The sequence below is a fragment of the Limnohabitans sp. YIMB22184 genome (assembly GCF_048020265.1).
Classification (GTDB): Bacteria; Pseudomonadota; Gammaproteobacteria; order Burkholderiales; family Burkholderiaceae_C; genus Limnohabitans_A.
Genome location: NZ_CP171843.1, coordinates 76,424 through 94,104 on the forward strand (window position 1 = coordinate 76,424; position 17,681 = coordinate 94,104).

Genomic DNA, 17,681 nt, shown 5'->3' on the forward strand with positions numbered 1-17,681 from the left:
ATCTGATCGAATAAAGAAAAGAGACCTTCATGACCTCTAGCTTGGCAACGGTCGCCTACATTGGCGCGGCCATCCTCTTCATCCTCAGCCTGGGTGGCCTGTCCAACCCGGAAACTTCGCGCCGAGGCAACCTCTACGGCGTCGTTGGCATGGCGCTGGCCGTGCTTGCCACCATCGTCGGCCCACGCGTGGCCGCCGCAGGCGTGCCCTGGATCGTGTCGGCCTTGGTGATCGGTGGCGGCATTGGCCTTTATGCGGCCAAAACCGTCAAGATGACCCAGATGCCCGAACTCGTGGCGCTCATGCACAGCCTGGTGGGCCTGGCGGCTTGCCTGGTGGGCTTTGCCAGCTACGTGGACACTTCGGTTCAGTTCACTGGGGCTGAAAAAGCCATCCACGAAGTGGAGATCTACATCGGCATCCTGATCGGCGCGGTCACGTTCTCGGGCTCGCTCATCGCTTTTGGCAAGCTCAACGGCAAGATCGGTGGCAAGCCGCTTTTGCTGCCTGCGCGCCACTGGCTCAACCTGGCGGGCCTCTTGGTCGTGATCTGGTTTGGCCGTGAATTTGTCAACGCGCACGACGTGCAAAGCGGCATGACCCCGCTGATCGTCATGACCGTGATCGCGCTGCTGTTCGGTGTCCACATGGTCATGGCCATTGGCGGCGCAGACATGCCGGTGGTGGTCTCCATGCTCAACAGCTATTCGGGCTGGGCCGCGGCGGCCACCGGTTTCATGCTCGGCAACGACTTGCTGATCGTGACCGGCGCTCTGGTGGGCTCTTCGGGTGCCATCCTGTCCTACATCATGTGCAACGCGATGAACCGCAACTTCATCAGCGTGATCGCGGGCGGCTTTGGTGGCGGCGCACCCGCTGCACCCAAGGCCGACGGTGCCGCAGCCGAGCCGCAAGGCGAGGTGGTGCCCGTCAGCGCCACCGACACCGCCGAGCTGCTGCGCGATGCCAAGAGCGTGATCATCGTGCCCGGCTACGGCATGGCCGTGGCCCAGGCCCAGCACACCGTCAACGAGATCACCCGAACACTGCGCGACAAGGGCGTGACCGTGCGTTTCGGCATCCACCCGGTGGCGGGCCGCATGCCCGGCCACATGAACGTGCTGCTGGCCGAGGCCAAGGTGCCCTATGACATCGTGCTGGAAATGGACGAGATCAACGACGACTTCCCGGACACCGATGTGGTCATGGTCATTGGTGCCAACGACATCGTGAACCCTGCCGCGCAGGACGACCCGACCAGCCCGATCGCGGGTATGCCGGTGCTCGAGGTCTGGAAGGCCCGCACCAGCATCGTGATGAAGCGCTCCATGGCCAGCGGCTACGCCGGTGTGGACAACCCGCTGTTTTACAAGGACAACAACCGCATGTTGTTTGGCGATGCCAAGAAGATGCTCGACGAGGTGTTGGTGGCCCTCAAAGGTTGACCGGCTGCTTGCCTCCGTATGAACAAGGGGCCCTCGGGCCCCTTGTTTTTTGGTGCCCACGAATCACCAAGCGGTGGTGTTCAGGGCCGAGCTTGGCACGGCGTCATGGGTGCGCTGCAAGCGGCCTGCAACCTCGGGAAATCCAGTACCCCTGCGAGTCAGTTAGCCGTCAGTTGTGCGGTAGACTGGCCTGCAGGAGAACACCACATGAACCTGAACCCCGTTTGGCTCAAGAGTTACCCCGAAGGCGTCCCAGCCGACATCGACATCACCCAGTACAGCTCCTTGGTGGGCTTGCTCGAAGAGAGTTTTTCCAAATACGCAGACCGTCCGGCCTACAGTTTCATGGGCAAGGATTTCAGCTTTGCCCAGACCGACCGTGACAGCCTGGCCATGGCGGCCTACCTGCAGTCGCTGGGCCTGAGCAAAGGCGACCGTGTTGCCATCATGATGCCCAACGTGCCGCAGTACCCGGTGGCGGTGGCGGCCATTTTGCGTGCGGGTCTGGTGGTGGTCAACGTCAACCCGCTCTACACCGCCCGTGAACTGGAGCACCAGCTCAAGGACTCGGGTGCCAAGGCGATCGTGATCATTGAGAACTTTGCTGCCACGCTGGAAAAATGCATCACGCAAACCCCGGTGCAGCATGTGGTGCTGGCCGCCATGGGTGATCGGTTGGGCCTGCTCAAGGGGGCCTTGGTCAACTACGTGGTGCGCAACGTCAAAAAAATGGTGCCCGCTTTCAACTTGCCGCAGGCGGTGCGTTTCAACGACGCTTTGTCCAAAGGCCGTCAACAAGCCTTCCGCAAGCCCGAGTTGTCGGCCGACGACATCGCGGTGCTGCAGTACACCGGGGGCACCACGGGTGTGTCCAAAGGCGCAGTGTTGTTGCACCGCAATGTGATCGCCAACGTGCTGCAGTCCGAGGCCTGGAACGCGCCTGTCATGAAGCGGATTCCGGCCGGGGAGCAACCCACGGCGGTGTGCGCATTGCCGCTGTACCACATCTTCGCTTTCACGGTGAACATGATGCTGAGCCTGCGCATGGGCGGCAAGACCATCCTGATTCCCAACCCGCGTGACCTGCCAGCCGTGCTCAAGGAGTTGTCCAAGCACACCTTCCACAGCTTTCCGGCGGTGAACACCTTGTTCAACGGCCTGGCCAATCATCCGGATTTCAACACGGTCAATTGGTCCAACCTCAAGGTGTCCTTGGGTGGCGGCACGGCCGTGACGCCCACCGTGGCCAAGCTCTGGCTGGAGAAAACCGGCTGCCCGATTTGTGAGGGTTACGGTTTGTCGGAGACGAGCCCCTCGGCCAGTTGCAACCCCACCACCAGCACCGAGTTCACCGGCACCATCGGTGTGCCCATCCCCGGCACTTTCATGAAGCTGCTTGACGACGATGGCCACGAAATCACCACTCTGGGTACGCCGGGCGAGATCGCCATCAAGGGCCCGCAGGTGATGGCCGGGTACTGGCAGCGCCCCGACGAAACCGCCAAGGTCATGACCGCCGACGGTTATTTCAAGTCGGGAGACATCGGCACCATGGATGCGCGTGGCTACTTCAAGATCGTGGACCGCAAGAAGGACATGATTTTGGTCAGCGGTTTCAACGTCTATCCCAACGAGGTGGAAGAAGTCGCCTCGGCTTGCCCGGGCGTGCTCGAATGCGCAGCGATCGGCGTGCCGGACGAAAAAACCGGCGAGGCCGTCAAGCTGGTGGTGGTGCGCAAAGACCCGGCGCTGACCGAGGCGCAGGTCATCGCTTACTGCCGCGAAAACATGACCGCGTACAAGGTGCCGCGCGTGATCGAGTTCCGCGACGAATTGCCCAAGACGCCTGTGGGCAAAATCCTGCGCCGCGAGTTGCGCGCCAAGGCCTGACAGGACAGCTGCGGGGCCAAGGCCCCTATACAGGGCGCAGCGGCCACCCGTTCACGGGTGGCCGTTTGACTTAGAGGCATTGAACAAGGGGTGGTCCATGGCAGTGATCGGCATCATGAGTGCCATGCACGAAGAACTGACGGCGGTGTTGGCGGCCATGCCCGATGAGCAGCGCGTGACGGTGGCCGGGCGGGACTTTTGGGTCGGCCATTGGCAAGGCCACTCGGTGGTGGCGGTGCTCTCGCGCATCGGCAAGGTGGCTGCAGCCACCACGGCCACGGTGCTGCTGGAGCGCTTTGCCGTCGACACCCTGGTGTTCACAGGCGTGGCGGGTGGCCTGGGTGCCGAAGTGCGGGTGGGCGATGTGGTGGTGGCCCAGGGTTTGCTGCAGCACGACATGGACGCTTCCCCGCTGTTCCCGCGCCATGAGGTGCCACTGTACGGTCGTGCCCATTTTGAGGCCGATGCCGGCTTGTCGGCCCAATTGGCTGCGGCCAGCCAGCAGGTGCTGGCCCATGCAGGGCAACATCTGGGCGCGGGCACACTGGCCGAATTTGCGCTGAACGCGCCGCGTGTGCACCAGGGTCTGGTCATCAGTGGCGACCGGTTTGTCTCGACCTCGGCCGAAAGTCAGGCGTTGCGGCAGGCTTTGCCCGAGGCTTTGGCGGTGGAGATGGAGGGCGCAGCGGTGGCGCAGGTCTGTCACGATTACGGCGTGCCTTTTGCAGCGGTGCGCACCATCTCGGACCGGGCGGATGACGCGGCGCACACCGACTTTCAGCGCTTCATCCGCGAAGTGGCCAGCCGTTACAGCCTGGCGATTTTGTCGCAGTGGCTGAGCCGTCGCCAGCCCGCTTGAGCCGGCTTTATTTGAGCCAGCCCCGGCGGCGGAAGTACCACATGGGCACCACGGCGCTGGCAGCCATCAATGCGAGCGCATAGGGGTAGCCCCATTTTTGCGACAGCTCGGGCATGTACTGGAAGTTCATGCCGTACAAGCTGGCGATCAAGGTGGGCGGCAGCAAGGCCACGCTGGCCACCGAGAAGATCTTGATGATCTTGTTCTGGTTGATGTTGATGAAACCGACGGTGGCGTCCATCAGGAAGTTGATCTTGTCGAACAAGAACGCGGTGTGCGAGTCCAGTGAGTCGATGTCGCGCAGGATCTGTCGGGCTTCCTCGAATTGCTCGGCGTTGAGCATTTTGGAGCGCATCATGAAGCTCACGGCGCGGCGGGTGTCCATGACGTTGCGGCGGATGCGGCCGTTCAGGTCTTCCTGGCGGGCGATGGCGCCCAGCACTTCACCGGCCATGGCGTCGGTCACGTCGCCCGACAGCACTTTTTTACCGGCGGTTTCGAGTTGGTCGTAAATGCCTTCGAGCGTGTCGGCCGAGTATTCGGCATCGGCATCGAACAGCTTGAGCAGCACTTCCTTGGCGTCTTCGATCAGGCCAGGGGCGCGGCGTGCTCGCATGCGCAGCAGGCGAAACACCGGCACGTCTTCGTCGTGGATGGAAAACAGCACACCCTGGCTTTTCAGGTCGGCGTTGTGCTGGTTCAGGATGAAAGCGCAGCGCACCGTGCGTGGCTCGTCTTCGTCAGCGATCAAAAAGTCGGAGCGGATGTGCAGCTCGCCGTTGTCTTCTTCGTAGAAGCGGGCCGATTCCTCGATGTCCTCGTCCATCGCGTCTTCCGGGATGGACAGGCCGAAGTACTGTTTGATCCAGCGTTTTTCTTCCAGCGTGGGCGACTCCAGGTCGACCCAGATGGGTTGGAAGCGGGAGAGTTCTTCCAGCGACTCGATCTCTTCCTGGAAGAGGCGGCCATTGGCGAGGGTGAAGATGTTGAGCATGGCGAATCCGAAAAATGGCCAGGTGCCAAAAGTCCAAAGGGGCGGCGAAGGGGGGTTTCTGCAGCTTTCGAACGATGGGCAGGGTGCTCAGCGCGTTCGAAAGCTACCGACTCGGGGTAGTTTCCACGGCAATGTGTCTCCAGAATGAATCGGCGGATTATCGCACCGGATGTGCCCCTGCGGGGGCCAGAAAAGCCAGGATGTCGTCGGCGCGGGCCTGCACGTCCGCCTGGCCCAAGGCCATCAGCGCGGCAATGAACTCCGGCTCGAACAACAAATAGCTGGCCAGGGCCGCGCCACTGCCGCGCAATGCACCCAGACCCTCCAGCACTCGCAGAATTGGCCGGGGCAGGGTGTGGGCGTGCGCTTGCGCCAAGGCGTCGAGCGAGGCACTGGGCTGCAGCGTCAGCACCTGCACCGGGCGCAGAGGCAGGCTTGCACGTACCGCCTCGGGCAAGCTGTCCAGGGCCTGGTTGATGCGGCTGATCTGCTCGACATCGGCCTCCAGCGTGTCGTGGAATACGCTGGCCATGGCGTGGCCAGCGATCGTGCCCAGTGAGGGGCGTCCTGCGGCGCGGGCGGGTGCCATCAGGCTGGCCCGTTGGGGCTGGCTCACGCCAATCGCCAAGATCCGGTCGGCCCCGAGGTGCACGGCCGAGGACAAGGGTGAGATTTGCCGCATCGAGCCATCCCCGAAATACTCCATGCCACCGTCTACCCACAGCGGGGTGGATGGGAAAATGAAGGGGATGGCACTGGACGCCATCAGGTGCTCGATGGTGATGGGTTGCTGCTCGGCACGGCGGCCTGGACGGCTCCAGGGAATGGGCTGGCCATCCCGGGTCTGGCAAAAAGTCCAGTGCACACCGCTCGAATAGCTCGACGCGGTGACCGCCAGGGCCTGCAGCACCCCGCTGTGCAAGGCGGTGTCGATCCGCTCCAGGGCGATCGCCTGGTGCAAGGTGTTGACCAGGGCCAGGCTGTCCATGGCGGCGGCATGGGCGCGGACAGAGCGCAGCAAACCCACCGCGGTGGCCCAGCGGCTGAATTTGTCCAGCGGGGTTTGGGGCAGGCGGTAGACCGCCTCCGTGCGGATCCGGGTCCAGAAATGGGCCAGATCGTCCAGGCCTGCCAGACCGTCCAGCGCCTTGCTGGCCAGAAAAGTGGCGTTCAAGGCCCCGGCCGAGGTGCCCGCCAGCACCTGGAATGGAAAAGTGGGGGATGGCCCCGCTGTGCGGTGCAGCAGTTGGCCGATTGCCTGCAGCGCCCCGGCTTGGTAGGCGGTGCGCGCTCCGCCACCCATCAGCACCAGGCCCATCACGGGGTGCGGATGCGGCGAGAGAGTTTGTGAGGCGGGTGACACGGGCGCTTTGGGCATCAGGGGGTCCATGGGCATGTGGGGGCGCAAAGATGCTGTGGGTGTTAGATTCAGACCATTCAACGGCATTGTTCCATGACCCCACATTTGACCCCACGGCGTGAGCGCTGGCTGCTCTTCACGCTGGCTGGCATCCAGTTCACCCACATCCTCGATTTCATGATCATGATGCCGCTGGGGCCGCAGTTCACGGCTTTGTTCGGCATCAGCAACGCCCAGTTCGGTCTGCTGGTCTCGGCCTACACCTTGTCGGCGGGCCTGTCCGGCCTGATGGCGGCCACCTACATCGACCGCTTCAGCCGCAAGCGCCTGCTGCTGGTCATGTACGCCTTGTTTGGCCTGGCCACCCTGGCCTGTGGTCTGGCGCCCGACTATGTCTGGTTGATGGTGGCCCGCGTGGCCGCTGGTTTGTTTGGCGGGGTATTGTCGGCCTTGTCCCAGACCATCGTGGCCGATGTGATCCCCTTCGAGCGCCGGGGCCGCGCCATGAGTGTGGTGATGACCTCGTTTTCCGTGTCCACGGTGGCGGGTGTGCCGCTGGGGCTCTTTCTGGCGGCGCACCTGAGCTGGCACGCGCCGTTCTTTGGCATTGCTGCGCTGGTGGGCTTGCTGTCCTGGGGGGCCTGGCAAACCTTGCCCCGGCTGGACGCACACCTGCACCATCCCGAAAGGGTGAGCGTGTGGCGTGGCATCGGCCAGGTGTTGGTCGAGGTCAACCACCTCAAGGCCTTTGGGGTGTCGGGCTTGATGATGTTTGCCGGTTTCACGGTCATCCCCTACATCACCATTTACCTGCAGTCCAACGCCGGGATGCAGACCGCCGAGGTGCCCTGGATTTACCTGTGCGGTGGGGTGGCCACCTTGCTCAGTGCCCGTTATTTTGGACGCCTGACTGACCGGATGGGCAAGGTCCGCGTGTTTCAGCGCCTGGCCTTGGCGGTGACCGTGCCCTTGATGGCCACCACGCTCTCGCAAGGCTTGCCTTTGTGGGGCTTGCTGGCCATCTCGACCTTGTTGTTCACCATGATGAGTGGTCGCATGATCCCGGGTATGGCAATGATTTCATCGGCGGTGGAGCCGCGTTTGCGCGGCACCTTCATGACCCTTAATTCCGCTGTGCAGTCTGCCTCCATGGGGCTGGCGGCTCTGGTTGCGGGTCTCATCATCGGGCGAGATGCGCAGGGGCAACTTACCGGGTATTGGGTAGCGGGCTTGCTGGGAGTGGCTGCCAGTTTTCTGAGCGTCTGGCTGGCCGGGCGTTTGCGCCTGCATGGAGCGCCTGCCGTTTCGACTTGAAGTTTTTGGGGGCTGAAAACCCCCTGTTGTTCTTGTGCTCAAGTCGAACCATAGCACTGAAAAAGAGTTTTGAGTGCAATGCCAGCGGACGTTACAGGTTTAGTTGCAGGCGTCTTGCATTTCGATGGGGTGCGGCGCATAGTGGGGTTGAACCACCCCAACAGGTGGTTTCGGAGCCCCGCTTAGGTGGGGCTTTTCATACCCTGAATCATGGAGGCGACGACTATGAATTTAACCATCAGCGGGCACCATCTGGAAGTGACCCCGGCATTGCGTCAGTACGTCACGGGGAAGCTCGACCGGATCACCCGGCACTTTGACCAAGTGGTCGATGTCAAAGTGTTGCTGACCGTCGAAAAGCAGAAGGAAAAAGAAAAACGCCAACGCGCCGAATGCAATATCCACGTCAAGGGCAACGACTTGTTTGCAGAAAGCGCTCACGAAGATTTGTACGCCGCTGTGGATGAACTGGTGGACAAGCTGGACCGTCAGGTGGTCAAGCACAAAGATCGCATCACGGACCATCACCACAGCGCCCCCAAGCGCATGATGTGATCGGCTTGAATGTTGTGTTCAAAACAGGGCCACAAGTTTGTGGCCCTTTTTAATGCAGGCCTCGTGGCGCTTTGGGGTCGGAAATGCCGCCCCTGTGGCCCGGCTTGCAGGTGCCCTGACCGGCGCGCCCGCGCAAGGTGCATAATCCGGCCTCGACCATGAATCGCCTCTCATCCATATTGCCCGTTGCCCAGGTTCTTGTTGGGGTGGAAGCCACCAGCAAGAAGCGCGCATTCGAAGAAGCCGGACTTCTCTTTGAGAACCTGCATGGCTTGTCCCGTGCCCTGGTGACCGACAGCCTATTTGCCCGTGAACGGTTGGGCTCCACCGGCCTGGGTCATGGTGTGGCCATTCCGCACGGCCGCATCAAAGGCCTGAAAGCGCCCATGGCCGCCGTGTTCCAGCTGGCGCAGCCGATTGGCTTTGACGCCCCTGACGAACAGCCGGTCAACCTGTTGATCTTTTTGCTGGTGCCCGAAGCCGCCACCCAAAAGCATCTGGAAATCCTGTCCGAAATTGCAGAATTGCTCAGCGACACCGCTTTGCGTGAAAACATCAAGAGCAGCACCGTCCAGCAGGAACTGCACCAGCTGATCGCCCAGTGGCAGTCTGCCCAGACGGTCTGATCCTCCCTTTTTCGAGGTTTTTGCGATGAAGCCCAGCGTCATCAGTGCCGATGTCCTGTTCGAGGACCATCGCGGCAAGCTCAAATGGCAATGGGTGGCCGGTCTGGGCGCGTCGGAGCGACGCTTTGACGAAGTCGCCGTGCGCGAAGCCCGCTCGGGCGCCGACCTGGTCGGTTACCTGAACTACATCCACCCCTACCGCGTGCAGATTCTGGGGCCCCGCGAGGTGGCCTACCTGACCAATTCCACGCCCGAGGATTGCGCTCGCCGGATCGCCCGCATCGTCACGCTGGAGCCGCCGGTGCTGGTTTTGGCCGATGGCCAGACGGCTCCCGAAGCCCTGCTGTCCATGTGCGAGCGGGCTCAGATCCCGATGTTCTCGACCGAGCACTCGTCGGCCTTTGTCATCGATGTGCTGCGGGCCTACCTGTCCAAGCATTTTGCCGATCGCACCACCATGCACGGCGTGTTCATGGACATTTTGGGCATGGGCGTGTTGATCACCGGTGAGTCCGGTTTGGGCAAAAGCGAGCTGGGGCTGGAGCTGATTTCGCGCGGCAACGGTCTGGTGGCCGACGACGCCGTGGACCTGTACCGCATCAACCAGACCACCATCGAGGCGCGCTGCCCCGACCTGCTGCAAAACTTGCTGGAGGTACGCGGCATTGGTCTGCTCGACATCCGTGCCATCTTTGGCGAGACCGCGGTGCGCCGCAAGATGCGCCTCAAACTCATTGTTCACCTGGTGCGCCGCGAAACGCTGGAGCGGGATTACGAACGCCTGCCTTCCGAGCCGCTGGTGCAGGATGTGCTGGGCATTCCGGTGCGCAAAGTGGTCATCCAGGTGGTGGCGGGGCGCAACATCGCGGTGTTGGTCGAGGCCGCTGTGCGCAACACCATCTTGCAGATGCGCGGCATCGACACCTACCAGGAATTCATCGAGCGCCAGCGCCGGGCGATGGATTGAGGACGCCCGGCCTGCTCAACCCTGGCGGTGCGGGCAAGGCTTTTGGGTGCAGTGGGCGTACAGGCTCAGGGCGTGGTCGGCGATCACAAAACCTTTGGCTTCGGCCACCGCTTGTTGCCTGGACTCGATTTCCGGGTCATAAAACTCCTCCACCCGACCGCAGTCCAGACACACCATATGGTCGTGGTGCTGACCTTCGTTGAGTTCGTAAACGGCTTTGCCGCTCTCAAAGTGGTTGCGGCTCAGGATGCCCGCTTGCTCAAACTGCATCAGCACCCGGTACACCGTGGCCAGACCGATGTCGGTGTTCTCGCTCAACAGGAGGCGAAACACGTCCTCGGCCGTCATGTGCCGTTGCTGCCCGCGCTGAAAGACCTCCAGGATCTTCAGGCGTGGCAGCGTGGCCTTCAGACCATTGTTTTTCAGTTCGTCGATTTGGGTCATGTGAAGGGGTGTCGGGATAGGCAAAGCCGGTGTGGGCGCGTAGCTGCCGCTACAATGACCCGATCATATCGGCCAGCCCTCAACCATGACAGCATCCCTGACTTTTTCCGTGACAGGCACACGCCTGGCCATGCTTTTCATGTGCGCCAGTTTGGCCGGTTGCGCCAACATGGCCAGCTTCACCAGCGACACCTTCAAACCCTATGTCCCCGAGGTGGTGCAGGGCAACTTTGTCTCCAAAGAGCAGCGCCAGGCAATCACCACGGGCATGCCACGGGCGCAGGTCCGCGACATTTTGGGCACACCCCTCGTCACCAGCCTGTTCCATGCCGACCGCTGGGATTACGCCTTCAGCATCCGCCGCCAGGGTGTGCCACCCCAAAGTTTCCAGCTCACCGTCTACTTCAAAGACGATGTGGTCTCGTCGGTGGAAGGCGGTGACCTGCCCAGCGAGTCCGAATTTGTCGAGCGCCTGGTGGTCCAGCGCAAAGCCGCCAGCGTGCCCAACTTGCAGGCCAGCGAAGAAGACCTGAAAAAGTTCCCCGCACCGAAGGCGGCTGACGATGCGCCGCGCACTGCGCCGCTGCCTGCGACTTACCCTCCTCTGGAGCCCACAGCCCGTTGATGGGCCCTTGTTCGGGCAGCACGCCCGATGCGCGTACCTTTCATTCCATCCATCACATGACCCCATCGACCCCCTTGCCCATCACCGTTGCCGGCGCGTCTGGCCGCATGGGCCACATGCTCATCGAAGCCATCCTGGCCTCCGGCGATTGCCGTCTGGCAGGCGCGCTCGACATGGCCGTCAGTCCTGCCTTGGGCCAAGATGCCGCCGCGGCGCTGGGCCAGTCCAGTGGCGTGCGCGTCACCTCCGACCTGCGGGCGGGCCTGAAGGATGCCGCTTGCCTGATTGACTTCACCCGCCCCGAGGGCACGCTGGCCCATTTGCAGGTGTGCCGTGAACTGGGCGTCAAGGCCGTGATCGGCACCACCGGCTTCACCGACGCGCAAAAAGCCGAAATCGCTGAAATCGCCAAAGACATTGCCATCGTGATGGCCCCCAACATGAGCGTGGGCGTCAATGTCACGCTCAAGTTGCTGCAAATGGCCGCGCAAGCCATGTCCACGGGCTACGACATCGAAATCATCGAAGCCCACCACCGCCACAAGGTGGACGCGCCCTCGGGCACGGCCCTCAAGATGGGTGAAGTCATTGCCGAGGCCATTGGCCGCGATCTGAAAGACTGCGCCGTCTACGAGCGCTATGGCCACACGGGCGAGCGCGACCCCTCCACCATCGGTTTTTCCACCATCCGGGGTGGCGACATCGTGGGCGACCACACGGTGCTGTTTGCCGGTATTGGCGAGCGCATCGAAGTCACGCACAAATCCTCCAGCCGATCCACTTACGCCCAAGGCAGCCTGCGTGCCGTGCGTTATCTGGCGACCCAGCAGCGCGGCCTGTTTGACATGTTTGACGTGTTGAATTTGCGCTGACCAGCCTGGCACCCATGAGCCTCCACGACTTTCTGTTGCACAGCGATGGGGTCAGCCGTGTGCTGGCGCTGGTTTTGCTGGCGCTTTCGGTGGGCAGTTGGGTGGTCATGGTCTGGAAGTGGCGCTTGCTCGCGCGCGTGGGCCTGGATGTGCGCCGCAGCGTGGCCGCGTTCTGGCAGGCCCCGGGCCTGGACCAGGCCCAGCAGCGCGTGGCCCAGTTTGACCGCGACGCCTGCATCACCCCCCTGCTGGAAGCCACCTTGCTCCCGGTGGGCGGCACCCTGGCTTCAGCAGGTGCCCGCCGCCAACAACTGACCCGTGCCTTGCGCGATGCCTTGCAGGGCGTGGTGCGCCGTTTGCAATGGGGCCAGGTCTGGTTGGCCACAGCGGGCTCCATTTCGCCATTTGTGGGTCTTTTGGGCACCGTTTGGGGCATCTTCAATGCCTTGACCGGCATGGCCGAAGCCGGACAGCTCACCATCGACAAGGTGGCCGGACCCGTGGGCGAAGCCCTGATCATGACCGCTGCCGGGCTGGCCGTGGCCATTCCGGCGGTGTTGGGCTACAACCTGTTGGGCCGAAAAGTGAACCAGATCGAGGCCGAACTCGAAGGCTTTGCCCACGATTTGCGTGGCTTGCTGGCCGACCCGCAGGACTGAGCCATGGCCTTCGGTCGCCTGGAAACCCGCAAGCCGGACGCCCCCATGAGCGAGATCAACGTCACCCCCATGGTGGACGTGATGCTGGTTTTGCTGGTCATTTTCATCCTGACCGCCCCCTTGATGACCAGCGCCATTCGCCTGGACCTGCCCCAAAGCGAGGGCGGACAGTCGGGCGCAGCCCCGCAGGCGGTGTCTTTGGTGGTGGACGCCCAGGGGGCCTTGTTCTTGAACGACCAGCCCATCACCCCTGAGGCCTTGCGTCAGCGCCTGTCGGAAGCTGCCCGGCACAATCCCGATACCGAGCTGGAGCTTCGCGCCGACCAGTCTGTGCCCTATGGCCGGGTGGTGGAGGCCATGGGCCTGGCCCAAAAAGCCGGTCTGTCGCGCATTGGCTTTGTTGCGCAAACCCCGTCCACCCCCAAACGCTGAGCGGGTGATGCCCCCAATGCCCCAAGCCCGCAGAGGGGGCGGCCCGGGCAACGATGTTGAGTCTGCGTCTGAGGCGCTCGGGCCGCCCTCTTTGCGGGCCTCAAGGCCTGTCAAGCAGGCCAGCCCCAGCCTGAGCGCCCTCTACAATCGCAGGCTATGCAAGACAAGTACAACCACCTCGAAGTCGAACCTGCTGCGCAGTCCCGCTGGACCGCCCGCGATGCCTACCGCGTCACCGAAGACGCCAGCAAAAAGAAGTTCTACGCCTGCTCCATGCTGCCTTACCCCAGCGGCAAGCTGCACATGGGCCATGTGCGCAACTACACCATCAACGACATGCTCACGCGCAGCCTGCGCATGAAGGGTTACAACGTCCTGATGCCCATGGGCTGGGACGCGTTTGGTCTGCCCGCCGAAAACGCCGCTTTGAAGAACGGCGTGCCCCCGGCCAAGTGGACGTACGAGAACATCGCGTACATGAAAAAGCAGATGCAGGCCATGGGCCTGGCCATCGACTGGTCGCGCGAAGTCGCCACCTGTGACCCGACCTATTACAAGTGGAACCAGTGGCTGTTCTTGAAGATGCTGGAAAAAGGCATCGCCTACCGCAAGACCCAGGTGGTGAATTGGGACCCGGTGGACCAGACCGTGCTGGCCAACGAGCAAGTGATCGACGGCAAAGGCTGGCGCACCGGTGCCCCGGTCGAAAAGCGCGAGATCCCTGGTTACTACTTGAACATCACCGCTTACGCGCAAGAGCTGCTGGACCATGTGCAGATCGGCAATGACAAGGCCACGCTCAACGGCTGGCCCGACAAAGTGCGCCTGATGCAGGAAAACTGGATTGGCAAGAGCGAAGGCGTGCGCTTTGCCTTCCCGCACGACATCCAAGGTGCTGACGGTCAGCTGATTGGTGACGGGAAGATGTATGTCTTCACCACCCGCGCCGACACCATCATGGGCGTGACGTTTTGCGCCGTAGCGGCTGAGCACCCGCTGGCGCTGCACGCCGCGGCCAGCAACCCGGCTCTGGCGGCCTTCCTCGAAGAGTGCAAAACCGGCGGCACGACCGAGGCCGAGCTGGCCACACAAGAGAAAAAGGGCATGGCCACGGGCCTGTTTGTGACGCACCCCTTGACCGGCGCGCAGGTCGAGGTCTGGGTGGGCAACTATGTGCTGATGAGCTACGGCGACGGCGCGGTGATGGGCGTGCCTGCACATGACGAACGCGACTTTGCGTTTGCCTTGAAATACGCATTGCCCATCAAGCAGGTTGTCGCTACACGAGCTCCGGCCTTGTCGTCGCCTGCGTCGGGCGCCTCAGACGCAAGCTCAACATCGTTGCCCAACGCAGGCAACGCCAAGGCCTCTGAGGTCTTCGATGCAACCGCATGGTCCGAGTGGTACGCCACCAAAGACGGTATTTGCGTCAACTCCGGCGAACTCGATGGTTTGTCTCAAAAAGCCGCCGTTTACAAAGTGGCTGAACTGCTGGCGGCCAAAGGCCTGGGCGAGAAAAAAACCACTTGGCGTCTGCGCGACTGGGGCGTGAGCCGGCAGCGTTATTGGGGCACACCGATCCCGATCATCCATTGCGACGAACACGGTGCGGTGCCCGTGCCCGAAAAAGACCTGCCCGTGGTGCTGCCGCAAGACTGCATCCCGGATGGTTCAGGCAACCCGCTGCACAAACACGAAGGCTTCCATGCGGGTGTGACCTGCCCGGTGTGCGGCAAAGCGGCCCGCCGCGAGACCGACACCATGGACACCTTTGTGGATTCGTCCTGGTACTTCATGCGCTATTGCGACCCGACCAACGCCGAGAAGATGGTGGCAGAGGGTGCGGATTACTGGATGCGGGACCAGAACAAAGCCACTGGCGGCAGTGGCATGGACCAGTACATCGGTGGCATCGAGCACGCGATCCTGCACCTGCTGTACGCCCGTTTCTGGACCAAGGTCATGCGCGACCTGGGTCTGGTCAAGGTGGATGAGCCCTTCAGCAAGCTGCTCACGCAGGGCATGGTGCTCAACCACATCTACTCGCGCCGTACCGCCAAGGGCGGCAAGGATTACTTCTGGCCCCACGATGTGGAGCATGTGCTCGACGAGACCGGCAAAGTGGTAGGTGCCAAGCTCAAGAACGAAGCCGACAGCGGCGATGGCCGTCTGCCCGTGGGCACGCCAATAGACTACGAGGGCGTGGGCACCATGTCCAAGTCCAAGAACAACGGCGTAGACCCGCAGGACCTGATCGAGCGCTACGGTGCGGACACGGCGCGCCTGTACACCATGTTCACCGCGCCACCCGAGGTGACGCTGGAGTGGAATGACGCGGCCGTGGAAGGCAGCTACCGCTTTTTGCGCCGGGTCTGGAACTTCGCGTTCAAGCACCACGAGCTGCTGCGCTCGGCCACCGGTCAAGATCTGAGTCAAGCCGCTTTGGGCGATGCTGCCAAAGCCTTGCGCCGCGAGATGCACTTGGTGCTCAAGCAAGTGGGTTACGACTACGAGCGCATGCAATACAACACCGTGGTGTCTGGTTGCATGAAGCTGCTCAACGCGCTGGAAGACTTCAAGCCCGATGGCAGCGCAGGTGACACCGCCGCCTTGTGCGAAGGCGTCTCGCTCTTGATGCGCATGCTCTACCCCGCCTGCCCGCACATCACCGACGAAATCTGGCAGCAACTGGGTTTTGCCCAAGCTGCAGGTGAATTGCTGGACGCTCCTTGGCCTACGGTGGACGAGTCTGCTCTGGCGCGCGACCAGATCGAGCTGATGCTGCAAATCAACGGCAAGTTGCGTGGGTCGATTTTGGTGCCCGCCAGCGCCGACAAGGCCCAGATCGAAGCCGCAGCCTTGGCCAACGAAGCTTTCGTCAAGCAGGCCGCAGGTGCTGCACCGAAGAAGGTCATTGTGGTGCCGGGCCGCCTGGTCAACGTGGTGATTTGAGAGCGCACACCCCATGAAACCCACACGCCGATTTTTCTTGACTGCTGCGGGCTTGGCCACCATGCCCGCCTGGCTCTCGGCTTGCGGATTTCAGCTGCGCCAAACCAACGATTTCGCGTTCAAGACCTTGTATGCGAATTTCTCGACCACCTCACCCTTGGGGGTGGAGTTGAGGCGCAACTTGCTCGGCACGGGGCGCATTGAGCTGTTGACCGAGCCCAAGCAAATGCTCCAGGCCGATGCGATCCTCGATATCCTGAGCGAGGACCGCCAGCAGGTGGCGGTGGGCGTGAGTGCCACCGGCCAGGTGCGCGAGTTGCAATTGCGGCTGCGTGTGCGTTTTCGCCTGCGCACACCGCAGGGCGTGGCGTTGATCGAGCCGGTCGAGCTGTTCCAGCAACGCGACTTGAGTTTCAACGAAACGGCCGCACTGTCCAAAGAAATCGAGATGGGCATTCTGTACCGCGACATGCAAACCGACATCGTGCAGCAAATCATGCGCCGTTTGTCGGCGGTCAAGCCGCGCAGCCTGCCCAAGCCGACGGGTGCGGCAGCACCCGCAGCGGCGCCTGCGCCAGAGGCCTCGTCCAATCCGGCAACCCGGCCTTGATGCGCTGGGACTGAGCGCACCCATGCAGTTGGCCCTTCCTCAGTTGTCTGCGCACCTGCAAAAAGGCTTGCGCAGCTTGTATGTGTTGCATGGCGATGAGGCCTTGCTGATCCAGGAGGCCGCCGACGCCATCCGGGCCACAGCCCGGGCCCAGGGCTTCACCGAGCGCAGCGTGCACACCGTTTCGGGTGCCCACTTTGACTGGAGCGAAGTGCTGGCCGCAGGCGGCAGCTTGAGCCTGTTTGCCGACAAACAAATCGTGGAAGTGCGCGTACCTTCGGGCAAGCCCGGCAAAGAGGGCGGCACCGCCATTCAGCAACTGGCCGCGTCAGCCCAAGGCAACGACACGACCTTGACCCTGTTTTTGTTGCCGCGTCTCGATGCCGCCACCCGCAAAGGGGCCTGGTTTGGCGCTCTGGAAAACTCGGGCGTGTCGATCCAGATCGATCCGGTGGACCGCAACGCGCTGCCCCAGTGGATTACCCAGCGCCTGCAGCAGCAAGGCCAGCGCGTGGTGGCAGGCGAAGAAGGCCAGCGCACTCTGCAGTTTTTTGCCGACCGCGTGGAAGGCAACCTGCTGGCTGCGCACCAGGAAATCCAAAAACTCGGTTTGTTGCATCCACCCGGTGAGCTCAGCCAAGAACAAGTGGAGTCTGCTGTGGTCAATGTGGCCCGCTACGACGTGTTCAAGTTGTCCGAGTCGGTGTTGTCAGGCCAGGTGGCCCGCGTGCAGCGCATGCTCGACGGCCTGCAGGCCGAGGGCGAGGCCGCTGTGCTGGTGCACTACACGCTGGCCGAAGACATCCGCGCCTTGAAACGCGTGAAAGACGCCATTGCCGCAGGCAAACCCATGCCCCTGGCGCTGCGCGAGCAGCGGGTGTGGGGCCCGCGCGAGCGCTTGTTTGAACGCGTGCTGCCCCGCATGAGCGAAGCCCGTCTGAACGGTTTGCTGCAAGCGGCCCACCAGGTGGATGGCATCGTCAAAGGCCTGAAAGTGCCCGACTGGCCGACCGACCCTTGGCAAGCCCTGCAACGCCTGGCTGTGCGCTTCTCGCGCTTTTGCCTCGTGCGCTGACC

At 62.5% G+C, this 17,681-nt stretch carries 17 protein-coding genes; 14 read left to right on the forward strand and 3 right to left on the reverse strand.

All coding sequences use genetic code 11. The annotated features are described in order from the left end of the window. Positions 1-29 precede the first annotated feature (29 nt). From pntB to ACHEXL_RS00370, 3 genes are all read left to right on the forward strand, one after another. Positions 30-1,445, forward strand: a complete 1,416-nt coding sequence (gene pntB, locus ACHEXL_RS00360) for a Re/Si-specific NAD(P)(+) transhydrogenase subunit beta (protein WP_416560106.1) — start codon at positions 30-32, stop codon at positions 1,443-1,445. Positions 1,446-1,652: 207 nt separating this feature from the next. Then, entirely contained in the window at positions 1,653-3,335 is a 1,683-nt protein-coding gene (locus ACHEXL_RS00365) for a long-chain-fatty-acid--CoA ligase (protein WP_416560107.1), read from the forward strand. 97 nt (positions 3,336-3,432) lie between these two features. Further along, positions 3,433-4,194 (forward strand): 5'-methylthioadenosine/adenosylhomocysteine nucleosidase, encoded by a 762-nt coding sequence (locus ACHEXL_RS00370; protein ID WP_416560108.1) that lies wholly within the window; start codon positions 3,433-3,435, stop codon positions 4,192-4,194. Between the two features lie 7 nt (positions 4,195-4,201). Here ACHEXL_RS00370 and corA read toward each other — a convergent pair whose 3' ends face one another. Further along, the gene (corA, locus tag ACHEXL_RS00375) at positions 4,202-5,188 is read right to left on the reverse strand and encodes a magnesium/cobalt transporter CorA (protein WP_291927687.1); all 987 of its coding nucleotides are present in this window, start codon (positions 5,186-5,188) and stop codon (positions 4,202-4,204) included. 157 nt (positions 5,189-5,345) lie between these two features. Next, positions 5,346-6,578, reverse strand: a complete 1,233-nt coding sequence (locus tag ACHEXL_RS00380; RefSeq protein WP_416560109.1) for a patatin-like phospholipase family protein — start codon at positions 6,576-6,578, stop codon at positions 5,346-5,348. Positions 6,579-6,641: 63 nt separating this feature from the next. Between ACHEXL_RS00380 and ACHEXL_RS00385 the strand changes: the two genes are divergently transcribed. The 4 genes from ACHEXL_RS00385 (at position 6,642) to hprK (ending at position 10,010) form a co-directional block, all read left to right on the forward strand. Then, positions 6,642-7,862: an MFS transporter gene (locus ACHEXL_RS00385; RefSeq protein WP_416560110.1), complete on the forward strand. Its 1,221-nt coding sequence runs from the start codon at positions 6,642-6,644 to the stop codon at positions 7,860-7,862. A 225-nt stretch (positions 7,863-8,087) separates the two neighbouring features. Then, on the forward strand, positions 8,088-8,417 hold the full coding sequence (gene hpf / locus ACHEXL_RS00390; RefSeq protein ID WP_019429675.1) for a ribosome hibernation-promoting factor, HPF/YfiA family: 330 nt from the start codon (positions 8,088-8,090) through the stop codon (positions 8,415-8,417). 158 nt (positions 8,418-8,575) lie between these two features. Continuing rightward, positions 8,576-9,043, forward strand: coding sequence for a PTS sugar transporter subunit IIA (locus ACHEXL_RS00395; RefSeq protein WP_416560111.1), 468 nt, complete (start codon positions 8,576-8,578; stop codon positions 9,041-9,043). Between the two features lie 25 nt (positions 9,044-9,068). Then, positions 9,069-10,010, forward strand: coding sequence for an HPr(Ser) kinase/phosphatase (gene hprK, locus ACHEXL_RS00400; RefSeq protein WP_416560112.1), 942 nt, complete (start codon positions 9,069-9,071; stop codon positions 10,008-10,010). A 15-nt stretch (positions 10,011-10,025) separates the two neighbouring features. On the opposite strand, the gene fur is transcribed toward hprK, so the two are convergent. Further along, the gene (gene fur / locus ACHEXL_RS00405; RefSeq protein WP_108427290.1) at positions 10,026-10,454 is read right to left on the reverse strand and encodes a ferric iron uptake transcriptional regulator; all 429 of its coding nucleotides are present in this window, start codon (positions 10,452-10,454) and stop codon (positions 10,026-10,028) included. 85 nt (positions 10,455-10,539) lie between these two features. Here fur and ACHEXL_RS00410 point away from each other — a divergent pair, with 85 nt between their 5' ends. The 7 genes from ACHEXL_RS00410 to holA all read left to right on the forward strand — a co-directional run bounded on the left by ACHEXL_RS00410 (position 10,540) and on the right by holA (position 17,679). After that, complete coding sequence (locus ACHEXL_RS00410) at positions 10,540-11,079, forward strand: outer membrane protein assembly factor BamE (RefSeq protein WP_416560113.1); 540 nt, start codon at positions 10,540-10,542, stop codon at positions 11,077-11,079. Positions 11,080-11,135: 56 nt separating this feature from the next. Next, positions 11,136-11,951 (forward strand): 4-hydroxy-tetrahydrodipicolinate reductase, encoded by an 816-nt coding sequence (gene dapB, locus ACHEXL_RS00415; protein ID WP_416560114.1) that lies wholly within the window; start codon positions 11,136-11,138, stop codon positions 11,949-11,951. Positions 11,952-11,965: 14 nt separating this feature from the next. Further along, on the forward strand, positions 11,966-12,610 hold the full coding sequence (locus tag ACHEXL_RS00420; RefSeq protein WP_291927709.1) for a MotA/TolQ/ExbB proton channel family protein: 645 nt from the start codon (positions 11,966-11,968) through the stop codon (positions 12,608-12,610). A gap of 3 nt (positions 12,611-12,613) precedes the next feature. Continuing rightward, the gene (locus ACHEXL_RS00425) at positions 12,614-13,042 is read left to right on the forward strand and encodes an ExbD/TolR family protein (RefSeq protein ID WP_416560115.1); all 429 of its coding nucleotides are present in this window, start codon (positions 12,614-12,616) and stop codon (positions 13,040-13,042) included. 156 nt (positions 13,043-13,198) lie between these two features. After that, entirely contained in the window at positions 13,199-15,994 is a 2,796-nt protein-coding gene (gene leuS / locus ACHEXL_RS00430) for a leucine--tRNA ligase (RefSeq protein ID WP_416560116.1), read from the forward strand. Positions 15,995-16,007: 13 nt separating this feature from the next. Further along, positions 16,008-16,604: an LPS assembly lipoprotein LptE gene (lptE, locus tag ACHEXL_RS00435; RefSeq protein ID WP_416560117.1), complete on the forward strand. Its 597-nt coding sequence runs from the start codon at positions 16,008-16,010 to the stop codon at positions 16,602-16,604. A 22-nt stretch (positions 16,605-16,626) separates the two neighbouring features. After that, complete coding sequence (gene holA, locus ACHEXL_RS00440) at positions 16,627-17,679, forward strand: DNA polymerase III subunit delta (protein WP_416560118.1); 1,053 nt, start codon at positions 16,627-16,629, stop codon at positions 17,677-17,679. The last annotated feature ends 2 nt before the right edge of the window (positions 17,680-17,681 follow it).